The 22,083-nt window shown below is 68.3% G+C and carries 21 protein-coding genes and 1 tRNA gene; 17 read left to right on the plus strand and 5 right to left on the minus strand.

What is annotated here, in order from left to right:
• The first annotated feature begins 114 nt into the window (after window positions 1-114).
• From ACFMQL_RS20045 to ACFMQL_RS20070, 6 genes are all read left to right on the plus strand, one after another.
• On the plus strand, window positions 115-1,188 hold the full coding sequence (locus ACFMQL_RS20045) for a BTAD domain-containing putative transcriptional regulator (protein WP_378786445.1): 1,074 nt from the start codon (window positions 115-117) through the stop codon (window positions 1,186-1,188).
• Window positions 1,185-3,494, plus strand: coding sequence for a hypothetical protein (locus ACFMQL_RS20050; RefSeq protein WP_378786447.1), 2,310 nt, complete (start codon window positions 1,185-1,187; stop codon window positions 3,492-3,494). Before ACFMQL_RS20045 ends, ACFMQL_RS20050 begins: the two co-directional genes overlap by 4 nt.
• Before the next feature lie 125 nt (window positions 3,495-3,619).
• Complete coding sequence (locus ACFMQL_RS20055; RefSeq protein WP_378786449.1) at window positions 3,620-4,735, plus strand: hypothetical protein; 1,116 nt, start codon at window positions 3,620-3,622, stop codon at window positions 4,733-4,735.
• 274 nt (window positions 4,736-5,009) lie between these two features.
• On the plus strand, window positions 5,010-5,609 hold the full coding sequence (locus ACFMQL_RS20060) for a hypothetical protein (RefSeq protein ID WP_378786451.1): 600 nt from the start codon (window positions 5,010-5,012) through the stop codon (window positions 5,607-5,609).
• Entirely contained in the window at window positions 5,609-7,036 is a 1,428-nt protein-coding gene (locus tag ACFMQL_RS20065) for a hypothetical protein (protein ID WP_378786453.1), read from the plus strand. Before ACFMQL_RS20060 ends, ACFMQL_RS20065 begins: the two co-directional genes overlap by 1 nt.
• A 5-nt stretch (window positions 7,037-7,041) precedes the next feature.
• Window positions 7,042-7,446, plus strand: a complete 405-nt coding sequence (locus tag ACFMQL_RS20070) for a hypothetical protein (protein ID WP_378786454.1) — start codon at window positions 7,042-7,044, stop codon at window positions 7,444-7,446.
• 134 nt (window positions 7,447-7,580) lie between these two features.
• On the opposite strand, the gene dnaE is transcribed toward ACFMQL_RS20070, so the two are convergent.
• From dnaE to ACFMQL_RS20085, 3 genes are all read right to left on the minus strand, one after another.
• Entirely contained in the window at window positions 7,581-11,135 is a 3,555-nt protein-coding gene (gene dnaE, locus ACFMQL_RS20075; RefSeq protein WP_378786456.1) for a DNA polymerase III subunit alpha, read from the minus strand.
• Between the two features lie 231 nt (window positions 11,136-11,366).
• A complete protein-coding gene (locus ACFMQL_RS20080) occupies window positions 11,367-12,296 on the minus strand; it encodes an aminoglycoside phosphotransferase family protein (RefSeq protein ID WP_378786458.1) in 930 nt (309 codons plus the stop codon).
• 28 nt (window positions 12,297-12,324) lie between these two features.
• Window positions 12,325-12,816 (minus strand): carboxymuconolactone decarboxylase family protein, encoded by a 492-nt coding sequence (locus ACFMQL_RS20085; protein WP_378786460.1) that lies wholly within the window; start codon window positions 12,814-12,816, stop codon window positions 12,325-12,327.
• A gap of 129 nt (window positions 12,817-12,945) precedes the next feature.
• Between ACFMQL_RS20085 and sigJ the strand changes: the two genes are divergently transcribed.
• Window positions 12,946-13,851, plus strand: coding sequence for an RNA polymerase sigma factor SigJ (gene sigJ / locus ACFMQL_RS20090; protein ID WP_364060528.1), 906 nt, complete (start codon window positions 12,946-12,948; stop codon window positions 13,849-13,851).
• A gap of 149 nt (window positions 13,852-14,000) precedes the next feature.
• Here sigJ and ACFMQL_RS20095 read toward each other — a convergent pair whose 3' ends face one another.
• Window positions 14,001-14,423: a response regulator gene (locus tag ACFMQL_RS20095; RefSeq protein WP_364060531.1), complete on the minus strand. Its 423-nt coding sequence runs from the start codon at window positions 14,421-14,423 to the stop codon at window positions 14,001-14,003.
• A gap of 83 nt (window positions 14,424-14,506) precedes the next feature.
• On the opposite strand from ACFMQL_RS20095, the gene ACFMQL_RS20100 reads away from it, so the two are divergent.
• The 3 genes from ACFMQL_RS20100 (at window position 14,507) to ACFMQL_RS20110 (ending at window position 15,948) form a co-directional block, all read left to right on the plus strand.
• A tRNA-Arg gene (locus tag ACFMQL_RS20100) sits at window positions 14,507-14,578 on the plus strand.
• A gap of 169 nt (window positions 14,579-14,747) precedes the next feature.
• Window positions 14,748-15,290, plus strand: a complete 543-nt coding sequence (locus ACFMQL_RS20105) for a hypothetical protein (RefSeq protein ID WP_378786462.1) — start codon at window positions 14,748-14,750, stop codon at window positions 15,288-15,290.
• Window positions 15,291-15,453: 163 nt separating this feature from the next.
• Window positions 15,454-15,948 (plus strand): hypothetical protein, encoded by a 495-nt coding sequence (locus ACFMQL_RS20110; RefSeq protein WP_378786464.1) that lies wholly within the window; start codon window positions 15,454-15,456, stop codon window positions 15,946-15,948.
• On the opposite strand, the gene ACFMQL_RS20115 is transcribed toward ACFMQL_RS20110, so the two are convergent.
• Window positions 15,906-17,156 carry a helix-turn-helix domain-containing protein gene (locus ACFMQL_RS20115; RefSeq protein ID WP_378786466.1) on the minus strand — a complete coding sequence of 417 codons (1,251 nt, stop codon included), beginning with the start codon at window positions 17,154-17,156 and terminating at the stop codon, window positions 15,906-15,908. The genes ACFMQL_RS20110 and ACFMQL_RS20115 overlap by 43 nt on opposite strands.
• Window positions 17,157-17,602: 446 nt before the next feature.
• On the opposite strand from ACFMQL_RS20115, the gene ACFMQL_RS20120 reads away from it, so the two are divergent.
• From ACFMQL_RS20120 to ACFMQL_RS20150, 7 genes are all read left to right on the plus strand, one after another.
• Complete coding sequence (locus ACFMQL_RS20120; RefSeq protein ID WP_378786468.1) at window positions 17,603-18,241, plus strand: hypothetical protein; 639 nt, start codon at window positions 17,603-17,605, stop codon at window positions 18,239-18,241.
• Between the two features lie 221 nt (window positions 18,242-18,462).
• Window positions 18,463-18,609 carry a hypothetical protein gene (locus tag ACFMQL_RS20125; protein ID WP_378786470.1) on the plus strand — a complete coding sequence of 49 codons (147 nt, stop codon included), beginning with the start codon at window positions 18,463-18,465 and terminating at the stop codon, window positions 18,607-18,609.
• A gap of 59 nt (window positions 18,610-18,668) precedes the next feature.
• Entirely contained in the window at window positions 18,669-19,304 is a 636-nt protein-coding gene (locus ACFMQL_RS20130; protein ID WP_378786471.1) for a hypothetical protein, read from the plus strand.
• A complete protein-coding gene (locus ACFMQL_RS20135) occupies window positions 19,301-19,726 on the plus strand; it encodes a hypothetical protein (RefSeq protein WP_378786473.1) in 426 nt (141 codons plus the stop codon). Before ACFMQL_RS20130 ends, ACFMQL_RS20135 begins: the two co-directional genes overlap by 4 nt.
• On the plus strand, window positions 19,723-20,100 hold the full coding sequence (locus tag ACFMQL_RS20140) for a hypothetical protein (RefSeq protein WP_378786474.1): 378 nt from the start codon (window positions 19,723-19,725) through the stop codon (window positions 20,098-20,100). The genes ACFMQL_RS20135 and ACFMQL_RS20140 overlap by 4 nt, the downstream gene beginning before the upstream one ends.
• 97 nt (window positions 20,101-20,197) lie before the next feature.
• A complete protein-coding gene (locus ACFMQL_RS20145) occupies window positions 20,198-20,827 on the plus strand; it encodes a hypothetical protein (RefSeq protein ID WP_378786476.1) in 630 nt (209 codons plus the stop codon).
• On the plus strand, window positions 20,820-21,857 hold the full coding sequence (locus tag ACFMQL_RS20150; protein ID WP_378786478.1) for an N-6 DNA methylase: 1,038 nt from the start codon (window positions 20,820-20,822) through the stop codon (window positions 21,855-21,857). The genes ACFMQL_RS20145 and ACFMQL_RS20150 overlap by 8 nt, the downstream gene beginning before the upstream one ends.
• The last annotated feature ends 226 nt before the right edge of the window (window positions 21,858-22,083 follow it).

A 22,083-nucleotide genomic window follows, 5' to 3' on the forward strand; every position in this document is an offset into this window, starting at 1 on the left:
TCGCGCATGCTCATGGACAGAAACCCGGACGTTTGCAGTGTGAATGCTGGACGTTCTCTGGGGGCCTTTCCAAGTCGCGTGGAGATTTCACGGAGAAAACGCGGAAGGAGAGAGATGACGGTGGAGGCAGCGGGCCCGGACAGCCTTTTGCGGCTGTTCGGCTCCGTGGAGGTCTGGGAGGGTGAACGACCCAGGTCGCTTGGGCGGCCACAGGCGAAGCGCCTGATCGCTGCGTTGGCATATGCGAAAGGCAATGCGGTCGATCTGGCCGAGCTCATCGACTGGATCTGGGACGACGGCGGTGATGACGACCACACCGAGCAGGTACAAAAGCTCATTAGCGATGTCCGGCGCAGTTTGCGCGAGGCTGGGATGCCCGTGCAGTTGCCATGCGAGGGAAAGGCGTATCGGCTCGATTTGGATGACGATCGCGTCGACGCCTGGCTGCTCAGCAAGACCGTCGCGCAGGCGGAGGAACTGGCGGCCGATGGTTGCGAAAGACAGGCGGGCATACTGCTGGACCCCGTTCTGGATTTCTGCCGGGGTACGCCGCTGACCGGCCTTCCCGGCACGCGAATCGAGACCTATCGCAGGGCGCTGACCCAAGAGGTACGCCGCGCGCGGCTGCTGCTGTCGGCCATCGATATCCGGGCGGGTCGACACGTCCGGCAGATCGGCCCCCTCACAACGCTGCACGAGGAAGATCGGGGTAACGCTGCGGTGGCGGAGCTGCTGATGCACGCCCTCTACCGCGATGGCCGACTCGAGCTGGTGCAGGAGGTGCAGCAAAGGGTCCAGGCCTACCTGAACGATGTCTCCGGGACGACTAGCCCGCGACTGCGGGAGCTCGGGCTGCGGATGTTCGAGGGAGACGCTGATCTGATGAGACCGGAGGCGGTCGAGCTGCCGGGCGTCCCGAGAAGAGCGAAGACCACGGTCATCCGCGCGGAGCGGGTGGACGAATCTGTCGGCCAGGCCGGTGCCAAGGAGACGGTTGCCGAAGAGGAGGCGGTGGGTTCGCGGAAGCAGGAAGCGCAGGACCGACCGGACTCGAATGAGGAGCACGCGGGGAAGGAACGAGGCGCGACCCGCGCCGGCACGATGCGTGACAAGGTCACGAACTTCGGCCAGCACATCCAGAGCATCCACGCCGAAACCATCACCATGAACTTCGGAGAGCGGCCGTGACTGTCCACGAGATGCAGCCTGTTCGGGGCGACCCGGAGCGCGACGGCGGCAGTGAAGTCGAACTGTGGTCTGATCCCGCGGCGGATGCGAAGGCTTTCGAATCGGAGCAGAAAGAAGGTCCGGTCCCGTCCGCTCATCGGCTGGAGGAAGAGCCCGGCAGCGAGGAAGAGCAGAGCCGAGCGGACGCCGACCGCGACCGGCGGGCACGCGGGTTACGGTATTTCCTCGGCCCCGCCTACTACGCGGGCTCTGGAGGAGCCCGCGACAGCACGACATCGTGGGCGGGGCGGGATGCACACAGCTACCACGGCGACGACATACGCATCAACCAGACGTACAACTACTACATCGACTCCAGCTTCGGCACTCCGCCTCACTTCGGTGGCCTGACGAGAGAGCGGCTCGAGCAGCGGCAGGAACTGCACGTGTGGACCGGATCCGACCAGACGCTGCGGAGCCGTCTGCGGGCGGAGCGAGCCGTGATTCTCTGCGGCGACGACGGCACCGGCAGGCGTGATAGCGCGCTCTGGGCTCTGGCGGAGTTCGTTCCGATCACTAACAAGGAAGGTGCGGCGCACGAGTTCCCGGTGGAGATCGCCGAGGTGGACACCATCGACGCGCTCTTTCCCCGGGCTGAGGGCTGGCAGGCGGAGCAGGGGCGCGGCTACGTGCTGGACGCCTCCGGGCTGCGGGGCAGGATCACCCGCTCACAGCTGGACAAGCTGCGCCGGGCCGTGAGCGCTGACGCATGGGCGGTCGTTCTGGCGGCGGACTTCGCGCTGGCGGACGATCTGCGCAGCGAGCCGGATGTGATCTCGCATGTGGCGCCGCCCGTGCTCGACGTCTTCGAGCGGCACTTGTGGACACGCCTTCGACGCGCACCGTCGGCCGTCGTGCGCGAGGCAGAGAGGCTGCTCAGTGCGACCGCTCTGGAGGACGAACTGGTCAGGGTTCGGCACCCGGCGCAGGCTGTCCGGCTGGCAGGAGATCTCGCGCTGCAGCTCCTCGACGGTGTGACCGCATCACAGCTCCTTTCCTGGTTGCCGGGCAGGCGCAGGGAGGACCTGCGTGAGGAGATCCGGAAAGTCGATCCCCCGCACCGGGTGCTGCCGCTGGTCGCCGCTGCGGTGTTCCAGGGGCAGCCGGTCGGCAAGGTGGTGCGCGCCAGCGAACGGCTGTTGTGGCTGGCGCCGCCCAAGCGGGTTCGCCTCGACCCGTTCGCGGACGTGTTGCCGAAGGAACTGCACGGTTTCGTCAAAGGTTTCAAAGGTCTGGACGAGCCGGAGGCGCAGCAGGGCGTCGATCCACCGGTGATCCTCCAGCCCGAGTCACTGGGGCGTGACGTCCTGACCGTGGCCTGGCGTGACATGCCAGGCCTGCGGCGGGCGCTGCTCGCGTGGCTGGAGGACATGGTCGAGGACAAAGACCCGGCGCTCCGCGTCCAGGCCGCGCAGGCAGTCGGCATGTTCGCGGTGCTCGACTTCGACCACATCGCCCACACGACGCTGGATCGCTGGCAGAAGTCCGGCAAGCGTCTGCACAAGCAGGCGTTCCGGTGGGCGCTGGAGGCCGCGGCGGGCGCCGACGAACGCACCGCCGAGCGAGTCCGCCGCCTGCTCAGGACCGGTGGACCGCTCGCGACCCTGGTCGACGCATACGGCACTCGCATCGGCGCCTTGTTCCCTGGCGACGCCCTACGCGCCATCGACAAGCTGCTGCGCGAAGCCGCTCGGCAGGTCGACGTCGGGGACGGCTCCGCACTGAGCGTGGACACCGCGAAAGTACGGATCGGCGGCCTCCGTTTCTCGGACATGCTCCACCGCATAGCCGCCATCGTCACGGAGATCTTCGCCGAGGGTGCCAGCCGTCAAGTCCTCAACAAGCTGCACGACTGGGCCAGTGGTCCGCCGCGCAATAGGGAATCGGCCGAGGCCCGGGTCAAACGCACGGTGGCGGCTATGACCATGGCCCGCGTGGCGAGGCTGACGGCTCTCGATCCCGGCGGTCCGCACCCGCCGACGCTCCTGCTCATGCTCGCTCAAGGCGAGGTGAGCGCGGAACGCCTGCACCCCATCTGGCGGGTTGCGCTCGCCGACCGCGAAGCGGGCAAGCGGGCCTGGAACGTTCTGCGCCTCTGGCTGGAGGCGGCCGACGGCAACGAGACGCTGATCGAGCCCGTACGCAGCATCGTGCATCCCATGGCCACCGCCCACGGCGGCCTGGAGCTGCGCCGTTTCTACCACCAGATCCAGCAGTGGAAGCGACGCCGTGGAGGCGCCCCCTTCCGCGCTTTCCCCCTCATCTGACCTTCTCGATTGGAGATCGAGCACCCATGAGCGCAACAGCGACCGTGGCCGGTCCCGCGCGTCCGGGTATCGGGTCGCGTCTGCTCCGGTTGTTCCGGCGCAGGCACTATCCGGAGGTGCCGCCGGTGAACGTCATCGACGGCTTCAGATTCCTCACCCCCGCCCGCGACGACGCCTTCCCCTTCACCGTGACCGTGAGCTGCTGCTGGTGTGCGAGCGGCGGATACGACAGCACGTCTCTCAGGCAGCTCATCGATGAGCGCCGTGCGCTGGACGAACGTGTCATCCGCCGTGTCATCCGCAGCGCCACCCGCCTGTACGAGCCGTACGACGCCAAGGGAGCCGAGGAAGCCGCGAACAAAGCGCTTCAGGAGGAGAGCGACCGGGCACTCGGCAGCGTCTCCAGGGACGGCCGGACAGCGACCTGTTCCGCATGGGCGGAGGTCGATCTGGTCGACCCCGTGCGGACATACCAGCAACGCGAGTGGCGGGCCAGACTACGCCTGGAAGCGCACCGTTCGGCATCCCGGCGCACCATCCAGACCCTCGCCGAACTGCGAGACCACTGGCTGGTGTTCCTCGGCGCCGATCCGAATGATCTCAAGAACGACTGGCGGGTACCGTTCGCCATCAGGCTGGCGGAGCGCGGTCAGCAGGTGACCGAGACGGTGGCCAGCATGCACTGGCGGCGCAGGCGTGACGTGACGTTCGCCGCCGGGTTCTACAACGACGTGATCAAGCAGTACCGCGATGCCGGACAGTACGACTTCGCCAGCGCGGTCGAGGACATGCTGAACAAGCTGGTCAAGGCGTACAACCTGCCCCGGTACGACCTCGTGGGGGAGATGCTCCAGAAGGAGCTCATGCCGTACACCGAGAGCGACCCCATGGCCCACGTCTTCGGCCTGCGGCCCGACCAGGAGCCCGCAATGTCGGACCCCCAGCCGGAGATGTTCGGCGCTCGCCTCAGCGACGGCGGCGGATACGACGGCGTCTATGACGGGGTGGGACGGTTCGCCGAGGAGCCGGAGGACTTCTGGCCGGAGGAGGATCCGCACGAGCAGGACGCCGACGAGCGTGGCGGGCCGGAACCGGACGGCCATGACGAGCCTGCCAGCGATCAGCGGGGGCAGGACGCCGCCGACGGCGGTTCCTCCACCGGCCCGCCACATACCTCCCCCAACGGGCATGCGGGCAACGGAAGCGGGCCGCAGCCCCGGCCGGACGACGAGAGTCTGTGAGGGAACGATGATCGTACAGAAGCGAGGCCCGGCCGTCCTGGCGGCTGTGGCCGCCGTGACCGCGGCGCTCTCCCTCAGCGGCTGCCTGAGCACTGTAGACCCCACTGCCGGTGGCGACCCGTGCTGGGCAATGGCCCAGCCGTCCTCTGCAGCAGCCGGAGAATCTACGGGAACCACGCACGCCATCCTGATCGACCGCTCCGGTTCGACCGTGGCCGAGGATAGCGCTGAATTCGTCCCGGACTGGGCAAAACGCTTGGGTAAGGACGTGCCGGTGAACGGCGGTGACCGGTACCTCATCGTCCCCTTCGCCGGTGAGCGCTTCCTGTCCTGGCCGGACCAGCCGTTGGTGGCGCCGCCCATCAGGGGGACCGCCAAGAAGCAGGGCGAGCTGCGACGGGCCGTGATCGACTGCATCGAGCACAGCGTGCGGCAGACGGCGCTCAAGAAAGGTGTCTCGCGGCGTACCGACGTGCTGGGGGCGCTGCACGCGGCGGGTGAGCAGCTCGCCGTCGAGCGAGGCGGGGCCAAGGACATCTACGTCGCCACGGACGGATACGCGAGCAAGGGCTGCGCCCGCCTGAAGATCGGCAAGGTGCTGAGCGACGACGACATCGCCCGCATAGTGGAGGGCTGCCACGCAGAGCTGCCGCGAAACCTGAGCGGTGTTCCCGTGCACATCGTCGGCATCGGCACGTCCTCCAGCAAGATGCGCGAGGCCTCGCCGGTCGCGATCGCCTCGGTCGGACGGCTCTGGGAGGCCCTGTGCCGCCAGATAACGGAGACCTGCTCCGTAAGGACCGGCGCGCCGAGCGGTGACGCGGCCGACCCATCGCCTCAGGCCACCCGGCCGGAACGGGAGGGGGACACCTGATGGTCATGACCGATGAGCAGCCGCGGAATGGCTCCCTGTGGAGGCGGCCAAGCCGCGCGGCTCCCGTCTACTGCGCCGAGAGCTGCCGCTGCGCCTTGTGGGAACTGCCTCGTGAGGAGCCGTTCTCGGGCACCGAGACACCCGCCGAGCCGCGCGAGTATCACCCCGATCCGGCCGTGCTCAGCTACGCCGAGACGTGTGCCCTCCTCGGCGGCACCCAGACCGGCCTGCGCCGCTTGCTGGAGGTGGCCGATGCGATGCGAGAGGGCAGGAACAACCTCATCGCAGCCCACCACGACGCCGTCGCTGCGCTGGACTCTTACGAGATGTTCGTGACGGAGGGCAGGCACGCCCATCTCGTGGGCCGAGCCTGCCGCGCCGAACGGGCCCGCACCGAACAGGCCTCAGCCGCCCCGCCCCTGTGGCTGCGGGTTCTGCGCTGGCCGGCGATCATCATGATCGGCGCGTTCGACGTATGGTTCTTCCAGCAGTACTTCCTCGACATCGGCTACACCGGCACCGACGAGGACCCGAGCTGGGTGCACTATGCGATCGCGCTGGTACCCGGCATCGCGGTGGTGTTCATGATTCTCTTGGGCGCCACTCTGGTCGGCGGGCTGGTGCGCAGATGGTCACGCCGGGCTGATGGCGGCGGCCGTGCGCTTAAGGCGGTACGGGCCGTCGTCGCTGTGGGGTACCTGGCTCTCGTCATGAGCATGGTGGGGTACTTCGCCTATCTCAGGGCGTACGAGTCGTTCGCCGAGCTTCGCCGCTCGATTGCGCCCGAGCAGCAGGTCCTGCTGGTCGCCGGGCTGATCGGGCTGCTCACGCTGACCTCCATCCTGATGAAGGTGAAGGGGGACGACCCGGAGGCTGACGCGGTGTTCGTGGCCCGGCTGCGGCGCCGGCGCAGTGATCGGGCGTGCGCCAGGATTCAGGGCCAGGTCAGGGCGGCGCTGGCGCGACTCGGCCAGGCGTACTCGGATCTGCGGGCCGTTCGGGATGAAGGCCTGAGCAGATTCAGGGACGCGATGCTGGAGGCGTACCGGCGGGGGATTCTTGAGCCACGAGCGCAGTACAGGCCCGGCACCGAGGTGCCACCTGCGCTCACCCTGCCGCCCAGCCTGCAGAACGGTGTGCGGGAGATCCATCGCGAGGGTGTACAGGAGGACGGGGCCGTCAACGGGTCGGCTCCGGCGAAGGGGGCCGCAGCCCGCGAGTACGCCAGACTTCTGGACGACTCCCTGGTCGACGGGGCAGGGCCGCTTCTTCCCGAGTTCGAGGACATCCGGCAGCCTCGGCCTTCGCTTGGACCGCTTCCGGAGATCTGCCGTGTGCTGGCCACCTCCGACCCTGGCCCCCTGCACCAGCGGTGGCGGGAACTCGACGAGCGGCTCAACGCCGACGTGACCCGGCTCTCGGGGTGAGCGGCATGGCCGAGTGGGCACGATTCATCGATTCTCTGGCCGGGCTTGTGACGGCCGTCGCCTGGCCGGTGGCGGCCGTCGTGGCAGTGCGCTTCCTGGCCAGCCGGCATCGGGCGGCGTTCGAGCGGCTGCTCGATCGGGTCACCGCAGTGTCGTATCCAGGAGGGCAGATCGACCTCGCCGTCTCCGAACAGGAAAAGCAGGTGGAGGAACTGGCCGAGCGGCTGGCCGGCTCCGAGGCCGACCCGGAGGAGCGGCTACAACTGGTGCGGCGGGTGGTCGAGCGGGCCGAAGACCTGGGGCGGCTGCGCGAGGCGACCTGGTGGAGGGCGCGGTACCCGGAGGAAAACGGGGTGGCGCGGCGGGTCCGCCAGGCCGTCCGCTCCGACCTCCGCGACCGTTCACCATGACCTCGCTACCTCGACGCCGGCCACGCTGTCCTCGCCTACCTGGCGCAAGCTCTGGCCGAGATTATTTTTCCACCGTAGGTGTACGAGGACCGCCCGCGCCGTCCCCGTGGAGGACGGCGCGGGCGGTCGCGCGGTCAGAGCGAGATGGACTCGGGGCCCAGGAGGGCCTTGATGTCGGCGGCGAAGCTGGGGGCCGCGTTGACCGGCCAATCCGGCAGCGCCAGCACCATCGTCTTGCCCGCCTGCTGCTGCAGGTTGATCTGCAGCGGCACCTGCCCTTGGTGGGTCTTGAGCACCTGGCGCAGCTCGTCGAGCAGGCCGGGCGTGATGCGCTCCTCCCGCATCTGCAGCGTGATCGGCGCGCCGTTCTCGCTGTTGACGCCGGAGACGTCGATGAGCGTCATGTCCTGGGCGAAGACGCTGATGGCGCCGTCGCGGTTGTTGATCTGCCCGCGTACGGACACCACGATGTCGGGCCGCAGCTCGGGTCCGTACAGCTCGTAGTTGCGCGGGAAGAACAGGCACTCGATGGCGGCGTCCATGTCCTCGACGGTGATGATCGCCCAGGTGTTGCCCGCCTTGTTGACCCGCCGGTCGACCTTGGTGACGAGGCCGGCGACCTGCACGTCGCCGCGGTCCTCGCGGCCGCTGTCGAGCAGGTCGGCGATGGTGGTGTCGCGGTTGCGGGCGAGCAGGCGTTCGGTGCCGGCCAGGGGGTGGTCGGACACGTACAGGCCGAGCATCTCGCGTTCGAAGTCGAGCTTGGTCTTCTTGTCCCACTCGCCGTCGGGGACGGCGATGGTGAAGATCTCGTCGTCGCCGTCGTCGGCGAGGCCGCCGAAGAGCGAGTCCTGGCCGTGGGCCTCGTTCTTCTTGATGTCGATGACGGACTCCACGGCCTGCTCGTGGATCATCATCAGGCCCTTGCGCGGGTGGCCGAGCGAGTCGAACCCGCCCGCCTTGATGAGCGATTCGATGACCCTCTTGTTGCAGGCGGTCAGCGGCACCTTGGCGAGGAAGTCGTTGAAGTCGGTGAAGCGGCCCTTGTCGGTGCGGGCCTTGATGATGCCGTCCACGACGTTCTCGCCGACGTTGCGCACGGCGCCCATGCCGAAGCGGACCTGGGTGTCACCGACGGCGACGAAGTCGAGCTGGGAGTCGTTGACGTCGGGCGGCAGCACCTGGATGCCCATCTTGCGGCACTCGGCGAGGTAGACGGCCGCCTTGTCCTTGTCGTCGCCGACGGAGGTGAGCAGGGCCGCCATGTACTCGGCGGGGTAGTTGGCCTTGAGGTAGGCGGTCCAGTACGCGACGAGGCCGTAGCCGGCGGTGTGGGACTTGTTGAACGCGTAGCCGGAGAACGGCAGCATGACGTCCCACAGCGCCTGGATGGCCTCGTCGGAGTAGCCGTTGCCGCGCATGCCCGCCTGAAAGTTCTCGAACTCCTTGGCCAGGATCTCCGGCTTCTTCTTGCCCATGGCGCGGCGCAGCAGGTCGGCGCCGCCGAGGGAGTAGCCGGCCAGCTCCCGCGCCACCGCCATGATCTGCTCCTGGTAGACGAGCAGGTGGAAGGTGGGGCCGAGGATCGGGTCGAGCGCCTCCTTCAGCTCGGGGTGGATCGGCTCGATGTCCTGGCGGCCGTTCTTGCGGTGGGCGTAGTTGGTGTGGGCGTTGGCCGCCATCGGGCCGGGCCGGTAGAGGGCGAGCACGGCCGCGATGTCCTCGAACCGGGTCGGCTCCATCAGCTTCAGCAGCGAGCGCATGGGCCCGCCGTCCAGCTGGAACACGCCCAGCGTGTCGCCCCTCGCCATGAGCTGGTACGTCTTGGCGTCGTCGAGCGGGATGGTGAGCGTGTCGAGCTCGATGCCGCGGTTCTGCTTGATGATCTGGATGGCGTGGTCGATGATGCCCAGGTTCCGCAGGCCCAGGAAGTCCATCTTGACCAGGCCCATGTCCTCGCAGGACGGGTAGTCGAACCCGGTGATGACCACGCCGTCCTTGTCCCGCATGTGCATCGGGATCAGGTCGAGCAGCGGCGTCGACGACAGGATGACCGCCGCCGCGTGCACGCCGGTGCCGCGGATCAGGCCCTCGATGCCGCGCCCGGTGTCGATGACCTTGCGCACGTCGGGGTCGGACTCGTACAGGGCGCGGATCTCGGTGCCCTCGACGTAGCGGGGGTGGTCTTCGTTGAACAGGTCGGCGAGCGGCACGCCCTTGCCCATGACGTCGGGCGGCATCGCCTTGGTGATCTTGTCGCCCATGGCGAACGGGTAGCCGAGGATGCGGCTCGCGTCCTTCACGGCGGCCTTCGCCTTGATGGTGCCGAACGTGTTGACCTGGGCGGTGTACTCGCTGCCGTACTTCTGGGTGACGTAGGCCACCATGCGGTCGCGCTGGCGGTCGTCGAAGTCGAGGTCGATGTCGGGCGGGTTGATGCGCTCGGGGTTGAGGAAGCGCTCGAACAGCAGGCCGTGCTCCAGCGGGTCCAGCTCGGTGATGCGGGTGGCGTACGCGACGATCGAGCCGGTGGCGCTGCCTCGGCCGGGGCCGACCGGGATGCCGTTGTCGCGCGCGTACCTGCAGATGTCGGCCACCACGAGGAAGTACGAGGAGAAGCCCATCGGGCCGATGACCTTCATCTCCGTCTCGTAGCGCTCCATCACCTCGGCCGGGATGGGGGAGCCGTAGCGCATCTCCAGGCCGCGCTCGACCTCCTTGCGCAGCCACGACTCCTGCGTCTCGCCCTCGGGCACGTCGGGGTAGTCGGGCATCCGGTCGACGTGCGCGAACACCTCGCCGTAGTCGCCGATCATCTCCGCGACCAGCAGCGTGTTCTCGCACGCCTCCGGCAGCTCGGGGAAGAGGCGGTACATCTCCTCGGCCGACTTGAGGTAGTAGCCGGAGCCGTTGAAGCGGAAGCGGTTGGGGTCGTCCTTGTTCTTGCCGACGCCCACGCACAGGAGGCTGTCGTGCGCGTCGGCCTGGTCCTCGGTGACGTAGTGGGAGTCGTTGGTGACCAGCAGCGGGATGTCGAGCTGCTTGGCCAGCTTCAGCAGGTCCTGGCGGACCTCGCGCTCGATGTCGATGCCGTGGTCCATCAGCTCCAGGAAGTAGTTCTCCTTGCCGAAGATCTCCTGGTATTCGGCGGCCACCTTGACGGCCTCGTCGTACTGGCCGAGGCGGATCCTGGTCTGCACCGCGCCGGACGGGCAGCCGGTGGTGGCGATGATGCCGGAGGCGTACTGGGAGATGAGGTCCTTGTCCATGCGGGGCTTGGAGTAGTAGCCCTCGAAGCTGGCCAGCGACGACAGCCGGAACAGATTACGCAGGCCGCCCGCGTCCTTCGCCCACATGGTCATGTGGGTGAACCGGCCGCCGCCCGAGACGTCCTTGCCGCCCTCGGCGTCGGCCACGCCGGTCTCCGCGCGCTGGCCCCAGAAGACCGGCTTCTTGACGAAGCGGTTCTCCGGCGCGACGTACGCCTCGATGCCGATGATCGGCTTGACCGGGGAGCCCGAGGCGACCTTCTGGAACTCGTACGCGCCGAACATGTTGCCGTGGTCGCTCATCGCGATGGCCGGCATCTCCAGCCGCTCGGCCTCTTTGAACAGCGGTTTCAGCTTCGCCGCGCCGTCGAGCATGCTGTATTCGGTGTGCACGTGGAGGTGCACGAAGGACTTGCTCACCCGGTCCCCTAAACCTCGCCCCGCCAGATCTACCCCACGACCCTATGCCGTCTCAGGCGCCACTCGAAGCCCCCGGATGGGGCCTCACGGGGTGCTCTCCGGCGGTCTGCGGAGGTCAGCCGCGGTGTGCCGGCGCGGAAAATCTCGCGGCCAGGATGGCAGCGGCCGGGGAGCATCCCGAGGTGCGCTTCGCCGGGGCCATCACCGGCCGTACGAAGCCGGCCGTCTCGGTCACTCCGTCAGCAGCCCCGCCAGGTCGTCGGCCAGGTCGAGCAGCGGGGCGAGCTCGACCTCGCCCGCCCTCGACGCCGCGAAGCCGCACCGGCGCCCGTGGAGCGCCCCCTGCACCGCGTGCAGCTGCGCCCACCGCCCCACCCGCGCGCGGTCCAGCCCGGCCGACTCGGCGAACACATCCAGCGCGCGCTGTAGCGCCTTGGCCAGGTCGCCGGCCGCCATGAGCTGCAGCACCAGCGCCTTGACCAGCGAACCCACGTCATAGGCGGGGTCACCGGCGACGCCCTTGGGATCGACGGCCAGCCACGGCTCCCGCTCGCCGCGCAGGATGTTGCCCGCGTGCAGGTCGCCGTGGACGAGGACGTCGGGCTGGTCGGCCGCCATCTCGCGTACGGTCGCCACGGCGGCGTCGATCACCCGCGGCGGCATGGTGTGCGGCAGCTCCGCCGCGTCCTTGAGCAGCTCCGCCTCCCAGGTCCCGGCCCGCTCCCGCAGGTGGGGCAGGCCGGGCGGCGCGGGGACGGCCAGGCGGCGGCTCAGCTCGCCCGCCACCGTCACGATCTCGTCCACGTCGTCGAGCTCGGCGAGGGCCTGGGGCCGGGCCCGTTCGAGCAGCATGGCGTAGCGGTCGTCGGCCCGCTCGTACAGCAGCACCGCGCCGCGCCCGCCCCACGCCGCGAACGCGTCCGGCTCGTGCACGTTGCCGGGGTGCGGGAACGACACCTTCATCACCGCGGGCCTGCTGCTGGAGCGGCGTACGGGGACGATGACGCCCACCTCCCCGTGCAGCACGTCGCCGTCCGGCGCGCACCGCCACCGCTCCAGCAGCTCGGCCACGATCGCGGGCAGCTCGGCGATCCACGCCGCGCCCGGCTCTCCCTCACGCGCGATGGTGCCCCGCGCGAACGCCTCCGGGATTCGGATCATCCCGGCACAGTACCGCCCTGAGGGCGGGTCAGCCGGTGTAGTTCTGCCCGATAGGTCGCCCCGGCACCGGCTTGGCGATGAGCGCCACGGGGATGAAGAAGCACATCTGGCCGATCGCCACGATGAGCGTCCACAGCGCCTTCCCGTCGTAGTGCGCGGCCGCCCTGGCGAACAACTCGTCGGGGACGCGTTCCCCCGACGGGTTCGGGGTCAGCACCGCCTCCACCAGCTCGAGCGCCACCTTCTCCGCGTCGGTGAAATAGGGGGCGTCCCGCCACGACGCCACCGCCGTGATCCGCTCCTCCGTCTCACCGGCCGCGCGCAACTCCTCTGTCTGCCGCACCGTGTGGTACGTGTTGCCGACGAGCTGCCCGGCACGCAACTGCACCAGGTGCACGGTCGTCTTGGGGATCGTGCCGTTCATGAGGGCCCTCGCCATCGCCCCGGCGATCTCCCCCACCTCGGGGATGAACGTGGCGGGATCGGGCAGCCGCGACCGCCCCTGCTCGACTGCAGACATCAGGCTTCCTTCCTCGGATATGTGAACGTACGGGACTCCGACGACGCAGCCGAGGGAGATGTGAGCCTCACATCCCCGGCCCCTGTGTCGTCATCCTGGTGAAGGACCGCCGTACCGAGGGACCATGCGATGACCAGCCCGTCCGACCCGAGCCTCGCCGCCGTCGTCAGCGAGCGGCGCCACCTCATCAGCCTCGCCTACCGCCTGCTCGGCTCCCTGTCCGACGCCGAGGACGTCGTCCAGGAGACCTACGCCCGCTGGTACGCCATGTCGCGCGAGGAACAGGAGGCCATCGAGGTGCCGGCCGCGTGGCTGACCAAGGTCGCCGGACGCATCTGCCTCGACCTGCTCGGCTCGGCCAGGGTCCGCCGCGAGCGCTACGTGGGGGAGTGGATCCCCGAGCCGGTGCCCGAACGTACCGACTGGATCACCGTCGGCGACGGCACCGCCGACCCCGCCGACCGCGTCACCCTCGACGAGTCGCTCAGCATGGCCTTCCTCGTCGTCTTCGAGTCGATGACCCCCGCCGAGCGGGTGGCGTTCATCCTGCACGACGTCTTCCGCTACCCCTTCACCGAGGTCGCGGAGATCGTCGGCCGCACGCCCGCCGCCTGCCGCCAGCTCGCCACCTCCGCCCGGCGCCGCATCAACGCCGCCCAGCGCCCCGCCACCTCCAACGCGCAGCGCGCCGGCGTGGTCAGGAACTTCAAACAGGCGTGGGAAACCCAGGACATCGCCGCCCTGATCGGCCTCCTCGACCCCGCCGCCACCCTCACCGCCGACAGCGGCGGCCGCGTCCCGGCCAGGCTGGAGCCGATCAGGGGCGCCAACGCGATCGCCCGCCACGCGCTGGAGATCATGGAGATGACGCCGGGGCTGGCGTTCAGCGAGCGGATGGTCAACGGCCGGCCGGGGCTGGTGGCCGAGCAGGACGGCAAGATGCTGGCGGTGCTGGCCTTCGAGGTGGCGGGGGACCGCATCACGGACATCTGGGCCGTACGCAACCCCGACAAGCTGAGGGCGTGGACCGCGTAGCCCTGCGTCGTGGTGTCATCCCGGCGGTGCGACGGCCCGGCAGGGCGGAGCACACCGCCGGGCCGAAGATCGCTGGCGTGCCGGTCCGGCGGGATTTCGGTGATGTGCCGGACCGGCTGGTTTCGATGGTGTGCCGGACCGGCTGGAGATCACTTCTTGACCGCCCCGGCCGCCAGATCCCGTACCACCTGGATCAGTTCGGCCGGATCGAACGGCTTCGTCAGATACGCGTCCACCCCGATGCCCTTGCCGCGCAGCTTGTCATCGTCCTGCGCCCGGGCCGTGATGAGCACCACCTTGATATGCCGGGTGGCCTCGTCCGTCCGCAGCCTCTGCGCCGTCGTCCACCCGTCCAGGTGCGGCATCATCACATCGAGCGTGATGACGTCGGGCATCACGTCCAGCACCCGATCCAGGCAATCCTGCCCGTCGGTGGCGGTGACGACCTCGAACCCCTCCAGGTTGAGGTTCACCGCGATGAGCTGACGGATGACCTCGTCATCGTCTACGACCAGTACTTTTCCAAGAGCCTCGCCCACGGCCGCAAAGCTAACCGGTAGCTGGCCGGTCACGCGTGGTTTTCGCGTGATGCGTTCATGGAGTGTTATCTGGTGCGTAGTGGTCCTCGGATGCTGGTAGCCTTATCACCTGTTGAGCCCCCTTAGCTCAGGGGATAGAGCACCGGCCTCCGGAGCCGGGTGCGCAGGTTCGAATCCTGCAGGGGGCACCGCTCGACAGCCAGGCCAGACATCCTCTGACCTGGCTTTTTCTATGGGGGCCGCGGTATGCGGTTCCGCCAGCCTGCGCCACGATGCGACCCCAAATGACGGGTTCCACGGGCACATGGCGGGCAAAGATCTTGCTCCTCAGCTCACGGCCCCACGCCGGGAGCCGGCGTGAGCGCTGTGGTGACCGCCCGCAAGATCACAGAGGGTGGCGGCCGGGCGTTCACCCCTGCGGTGGCGACGTCGAAGGCGCTCATCCTCGCCTCCGTGCCACGCGGCATGCGCCAAGCCCCCGACCAGCAGACGTTCCTGCGCACCCTGCGCGAAGACCCCGACGTACTGGAGCTCCGCTACGACGGATACGGCAACCTGCTGCGCGTCGCCCAGGTGATCGCCTGGGCGGCCGACTGGACCACCATGTGCTCCCGGCCGACGATCGCGAAGATCGTCCAGGAGACCGGCCTGTCCAAGGCGACCGTGAAGCGCTGGGTCAGATGGCTCAGGGAGCACGGCTGGCTCGGCGTCGTCGAACAGGGCAGCACCGTCCAGTACCGCAAGGGCACCGCGGCGGGACTGATCGACGACGGCCTGGGCAACCGCGCCGCCGTCTGGGTGCTGTGCATCCGACGCGACACCACCCCTGCTCGAACCGATCACAGCACCTCTGACCAGTCTGAACGTGTAAGTGAACCCCCCCTCTGTCTCTCTCCCTGAGAGAGACAAGAAAGATCCCACGCGCACGCGCGAGGCACCTCACCGCGCCCGCCGTAAGACCCGCATCTCGCCGAAGTGGGCATTGCACGAATCGCCGAGGACCAAACGCGACAGATTGGCCATGTGCGAACGGCTCCGCCACGAGTCGCTTGTGCTCCGGCACATGACGCCGTGGTACCTGCGGTGGCTGCTCAAGCCGTACCTGCTTGCCGGCTGGACAGCGGCCGACGTGCTGCACGCACTCGACGTGCGCCCGGACGGCAGCCCGTGGACATACACGTGGAAAAGCGTGAACGAACTGCGGCACATCCCCGGCTGGGTGCGGCATCGCCTCGCTGCCTGGCTGGACGAGGACGGTCGGGTGTTGCCGTCACGGTCGCAGCGCGCGTTGGCGGCTGTCGCCCGCCAGCGCGCGGAGCAGAGGGCACGCAGAGACCAGTGGGAGGCGTGGGCGGTCGCGTCCGGGATCGAACTTACGCCGCGCGTGAGCCGTGCAGAGGCGTTGGCACCGCCGCCTCCGCTTGTTGTTGGCGAACGGTCTGGTCCGAACGAAGCGTTCCGCAGAGCCCGCCTGGAGCTCGAACGACGACTCTGCGAGCTAGAGACCAGCAGTGGTCACCGCATCGCTATGGTCTCGTCGATGAGCTCGATTCTGTGACGATGCGCCCATTCTTCGAGAGCAGACCACCATTCAGAACCTTGCCAATAGCACTGCCGGATTTGGCCGCCTTGGGTGATGTGTGGAACTTCGGGGAGTCCGAAGCCCTGGAAAATCTCACCGCCCAGGACAGCGGATGCGGCTACGAGGCCAGGCCCGTCCACCAACTCGTCGAGTGGGGTTGCAGCTTCTGCAGTTTCGAAGTCAGCCTGGTCCGCCTCGTTTCCCAAGGTTTCTCGCCGACCCCTGGTGTAGTACAGCTGCCAGCGTTTGCGAACTTGACCGGGAACGATCGTAAGACGAAGCAGGGCTACGCCAGCGGCATGAGCCCGCTCGCGCGCGTGTTCTCCGAGGAATCGCAGACCTGACATGATTACGTTGACGAGTGCCTCGTCATTGAACAGGTGGACTTTGGCGTTCTCGTCGTACGGGTACGCGCTGGGGCTCGCGAAGGTGCCGCTGCCGTCCTCATAAAGCTCGGAGAGCATATAGTTAGCAGTCCGTGCGCTGTTGTCGTATTGGTCATCCAAGATGAGACGGCGCTGCCCGAGCCGTACCCGTTTCCAAGTCCAGCTCCGACCCAGAACCGTTGGGCATGAAGACAGGTAGGATGCCCGCGCTTTGCTATACGAAGCAGCATCTAGGCGCGCATCGCCAGGTCGGTCAGGCACTAGCGACACGATGACCCACGGCCTGTCTACGGGCAGACGTCGGGTAGTGGCCTCCTCAATCTCGCGGGCCCTTGTGCTTTGGTGACGGCGTGCAGCATCGCGACGGCGATAAGCAGTCTCTATTTCGGGCTCGGTCAAGTATCCGATGGTCATCCCCACACGGCGCGGATAGCGGTAACCGTCGTTCACTGCTACGGCGTACGGCTGACGCGGGCCGGCGGCGACAGCAATGACGTAGCAGCCCTTGCCTGGATTGGCTGGATTCTCGACAGGGATGATTTCGAAACTTGGTAGTGGATGGACCCCGGAGCCAATTACCTGGTGCATCCGAGTTGCCTCGGTGTCGGAGAGCTCTACGTCAGACATCCTGATGGCTCGCCCCTGGTGGTCTTCCTCGATGCCAAGGATGAGAAGCCCTCCACGGGCGCTGGCTAATGCGGCCACGTCGGTGCACAAGTCACGCCGCTTGCTATCGCCATTGCCGTACAGCTCGCGCTTGTAGTCCAGGTCCTCGGCCTCGCCGACCTGGGCGTCCACGAGACGTTGGAGGTGGTGATACTCGAGGGACCCCGCAGTCGGGACGGTACCTCCGAGAAGGGCTTCCAGCTGAGGGGAGCGGAACACTGTCATGGCTGTGCACGGTAGACGAAGAACGACGGATCGTGCGGGCGGTTGGAACGTAGATGTGTGCGCTAGGCCTGTCGTAGTCCACGCAGGCGCGCTATCGGAGTCGGTCAGGTGGTTATTGTCTCAGACGCCTCTTGGAGCGCTCAGGGACGACGAGAGCAGGTGTCTGACGTGCTGCTCCGTCGAGCACCGGTGAGTATGTCCCCTATAGGTATACATACGTGCGACGACTTGCTATGATCGGAGCGGACCGGAAGATCAAAACCACGTCCTGACCAGCACAAGCAGCCAAAAGGTGCATCAAAAATAGACAGCGGCATCGCTGTCGCACCTGCTATCACAAGGAGAGCCCGCACATGATCGCCGTAAGAATCGACGACCCCCGGCCGCCCATCGACTACTACTTCACCCCCGACGAAGTCGCCGCACACGCCGCTGGAGCCAACGCCGAAAAGCAGGACGTCATCACCGCCGTCGCCTGGATGACCACTACGGACCTCCTCGCCGGCCACCACCCGCTCATCCCCTTCGAGCAGGTCGTCGACGACATCGCGACCCACCTCCGGCTGGCCCGTGCCAGCTCCCTCGTCGGCGACGAGGAATGGGACTGGGAAACCCCTGCCTACCAGGCGCTCTACGCCGCTGACGATCGTCTGTTCCAAGGCGTTCTGGCCGAGCGCGCCCGGCTTCACGGTGTGGCAGGCGCGCGGGTGCAGGTCGGCGCGCTCATCACTGAGCGCGCAGCGCGCCGCATCTGGCCGCACGCCGAGCCGGCCGACCGTCGCGACCCGAACGTGCTGACCCGCGTCGAGGCGCTGCGCGCCGAGCTGGAGGTGATCGTGCCGGAGGCTCTCGCCTGGGTCAGAGAGAACACCGGCCACAACCCTGCCGCCTGGGACATCAACATGCTCGACCGGCTCACCAACGCCGAATCAGCGCGCCTGATGGCCCACCTCGGCGCGGTGTTTCCCCCCGTCAGCGATTCGCATGACTAATTGCGACAGCGGAACCGCAGCCGCTTCGCCTCGCCCGGAACTGGGCGAGGCGTTGCTGTCTTCGGCCTGAACCGCCGATGGCCGGACCCGTTCCCAGGTCCGGCCATCTCACTAACCCCCGCGCCACCACACGCGGAAGATCGCCACCGCTTCCGAGCCGTGACTGCTGATCACCCTAACCCACCATCCACCCACCACCGAAGAGAGCAACTGGAGTTCCTGTGGCGTACGTGTACCAGATCACCGAGCCGTGTCCCCGATGCGGCGCCGCCGCCTATGAGGACTGCCTGCCCGACTGCGAACTTATGCACGACCCGTACGAGCAGTACGAGGACGACGGCATCTCCGACGCAGACCCGGGCCTGTGACCAGACCGGGCCGCCGACATCCCCTGACCGAATCGCCTCACCCGAACGGAGAACACCGCATGCGTGACCAGCTCGTCGCCACTGGCGACGGCACGGTGGACGCCTACCTGGCGATGGCGCGGGACATGCGCCACTTCCAGCGCGTGCTGGAGGACGCCGAGCAGGCGCTCGTCGAGGCGAAGCAGCGGGAGTTGCGCCACAACGGCCTGCGCGGCACTTCGGCGGCCCGCCTGGGCGCCGAGGAGGCATACCGCGACGCCAAGCAGATGCTCGACCTCGCCTGCCGCGACGAGGACCTGGCCGAGGCCGCCGCCCTGGCCGCCGCGCCGCACCTGGCTCAGCGGGTGACGGCCGAGGTCGAGGCGCTGTGGAGCGACTTCTACGGTCCCCGCGACACGCGGGACTGGCGTGAGGAGCCCATGCCGGACGACCCCACGACGTGGGACGAGTTGGAGACGGGCGCTGAGGTGCACATTCGCTACGAGACGAAAGACAGCACGCTGGTGTGGAAGTTTGCCGGGCTCGGCGAACCCCACCCCGAAAACCCCGACCTGCGCATCGCGCGCTGCATCGAGCACAGCCCGCTGCGCCCCCACGGGGGCCTGGTCGAACTCGCCGTCCACCCGAACGACCGGGTCGGCACGCACGCCCGGTCCCCCCACATGAAGATCATCCGAAAGGAGCAGCAGGTATGAACCCGCACACGTTACAGGCCCGCGCCGAGCTGGCGGGCTGGGAGATCAGCATCGAGCCGTACGACGGCGGCCGCGCCGTGGTGCTGGCCCGCGACGACTGGGGAATCAAGGTCGCGTTCGTCGGCTCCGCCCCCGTACAAGCTGCCATCCGCAAGCCCGGCCAGCAGGGCTGGCGGCACCTCGACCGCCGCAGCATCACCACACACGTACGCGGCCACCGCGAGCAGATGTCCGCGCACCGGATCGGTGACACCGTGCAGGTCGGTACCCGCGCCGGAACCGTCACTGACATGTACGTCGAAACGCCGACCGCCACCACAAGCCGGGCCTGCCCGGTCCGGCTCGTCGTCACCTACGACGACGGCGGTCAGGGCGCTCCGTACGTCACATCCGCACTACCCCTCCGGGAGGCGCTGGCATGACTGAGCAGGACGTCGAGCTGCGCGATTGCCCCTCGTGCGGCACCAGGTCGCGCATCATCACCCGCGGCGACGCGCGAGGAACGGTCGTGTCGGCGTGCTGTGAGGCCGAACTCCCCGAGTCGCCGGGCACCGAGGACGTGCCGGTCGTGCTCGTCGAAAGAGGCAGGCTCGTTTGCCCCTACCCGGACTGCGGCGCGCCCGACCAGCTCATCGAGCTGGATGTCGCCACCCGCGCCAACCAGCTTTCGCTCGGCGAGAACGGGCAGATCGTCGCCTACACAGGCGACTCCCAGTGGGAGAGCGACGGCTACCAGTGCGGCAGATGCAGCCGTCCCGTGTCCCTCCCCAACGGCGCCACCGTGACGCACATCTGACTCATAGCGACAGCGCTACCGCTGCCGCTGCCCCTTCGCTGGCCGCTCGCAGGCACGGCCAGCTCCACCACCACGCAACGAGAGGCACCCACTCCTAATGCCCACAACGAAGACCCGCCGCCGGCGGCGCCCCACCGAAGCGCAGAAGGCGCGCTCGGCCGCCAGCAAGGCGGTCGCGAACGAGGCCCTGCACGCCTACGCCGTGACGTGTCTGTCCGACCCGGCCGAGATGGAGTACTTCCGCGAGATGGCGGCCAGCGTCGGTTGGAAAGCAGACCCCGCCGAGCCCGGCCCCGGCTATTCCCTGCTGAACGTCATGCTGCTGGCCGCCCAGCGCCGCCCCATTGTCCACTGCGGCGGCTACGAGTATTGGCTGACGCAAGGCAGCGTCGTCGCCAGGGGAGAGAAGGCCCTGGCCACGTTCCGCGCCCTCAAGCGCGCCGGGGATGTCGAGGAGATCGCCGACGACGAGCAGGCCCCCGGCAAGCGGAGGCCGCGCTACTTCGTCAAACGCGGCACGTTCGACGTCACCCAGACCGCCCCGCGCGAGAAGTGCCCGCACTGCGGCACCGCGCCGACCGGCTGCGACGACACCACCACCCGATGCCCGGACACGTGCGCGGTGTTCGCGCTCCGTCCCGGCCTCAAGCCTCCTCTGGCGCTGGTCAATGCGCTCATGGCCGACCAGCTGATGGACGACGCCGACGAGGACGACGCCGATGCCTAAGCGCCGCCCGAAGACCGGGTACACGCACGTCCAGCTCGACCTGTTCGCCCAGCCCGTCGAACCTGCGCCGCCGTCGCCCATGAAGGCCGCAGTCGCCACGCCGCCCCCTCCCGCCGGCCCCGCGCCTGACCCGGCCGCGCCGCCGGCTCGGCGGCCACACCTCGTGCGCACCACGCCCACCGAACTGGCCGAGAAGATCGCCTCCACCTGGTACGCCCACACCGCCAGCGGCAGCATCGCGATCCCGCTCGGCGTGACGGCCGCGCTGGCCCTGCTCGGCCACGAGCACGTCAAAGACCGCCGCGACACGGCCACGCACGTCCTGGGCCTGGACCCCGCAGGGCTGATCAAATGCCTGCGCGAGATATGGGCGTACGCCTGGCTGCACGACCCATACCTCGTCCACTGCGCCGCCGAGCTGGCGCGGTGGCTGGACGAGGACCCGCCCTCCAAGGTCGTGACCGCCGTGCATGCCGTCGCCCGCACGGCCATCACCAGCGGCCTGCTGAGCCTCACCGGCGACCCCGACCCGGCCTGGCGGTGCGAACACGACGTGCTCGGCGCTCTGCTGACCCAGCTGCGGTCACGCGGCGCCAGGAACGCGCTGGCGGAGTTCCACACCCCGCCTGAGCTGGCCAACCTCATCGCTCGCATGACCATGCTGGAGATCCCCGAGCCGGGCGGGGCGTTCGACGACCCCGCCGCCGGGACGGGCGGGCTCATGCGTGCGCTGGCGCTCACCCTCCGCCTGCAGGGCGCTGACCCACACCAGTACGTGTGGTCGATGGCGGACATCGACCCCATCGCGGCGGCCTGCTGCGCGGTCAACGCCATGGTGTGGTCGCTCGGCCCCAACGTGCTGATCTACTGCGGCGACACCATCGCCACCGGCGACGGGGCGGCCCAGGCGGCCGAACAGCGCCGCCAGATCCTCGACAACTACGAGCGCCTCATGTACGGCGTCGCAGGGATTCAGGCGTTCATCGAGGCCGATCGTCTGGTGGACCGGCTGATGTCCGGCGTGGCGTAGCACACCCTTCCTGATTCGTACGGCCCCGCCTCAGGGCGTGAGGCGGGGCCATTTCCCTCACTCGGAGAACACGTGAAGCACCCCGATACGCCGCTGCCCGAAGAGGTGGCGGACCACCACGCAGGGCCGATCAAGACCACGGCCGCGCAGCTGATGAAGGAGGACTTGTGGCAGCGACTCTGATCCGGCATAAGGGCATCGACACCATCACCGTCGCCGAGATGTT

The sequence above is a fragment of the Nonomuraea fastidiosa genome (genome assembly GCF_042751225.1).
Classification (GTDB): domain Bacteria; phylum Actinomycetota; class Actinomycetes; order Streptosporangiales; family Streptosporangiaceae; genus Nonomuraea; species Nonomuraea fastidiosa.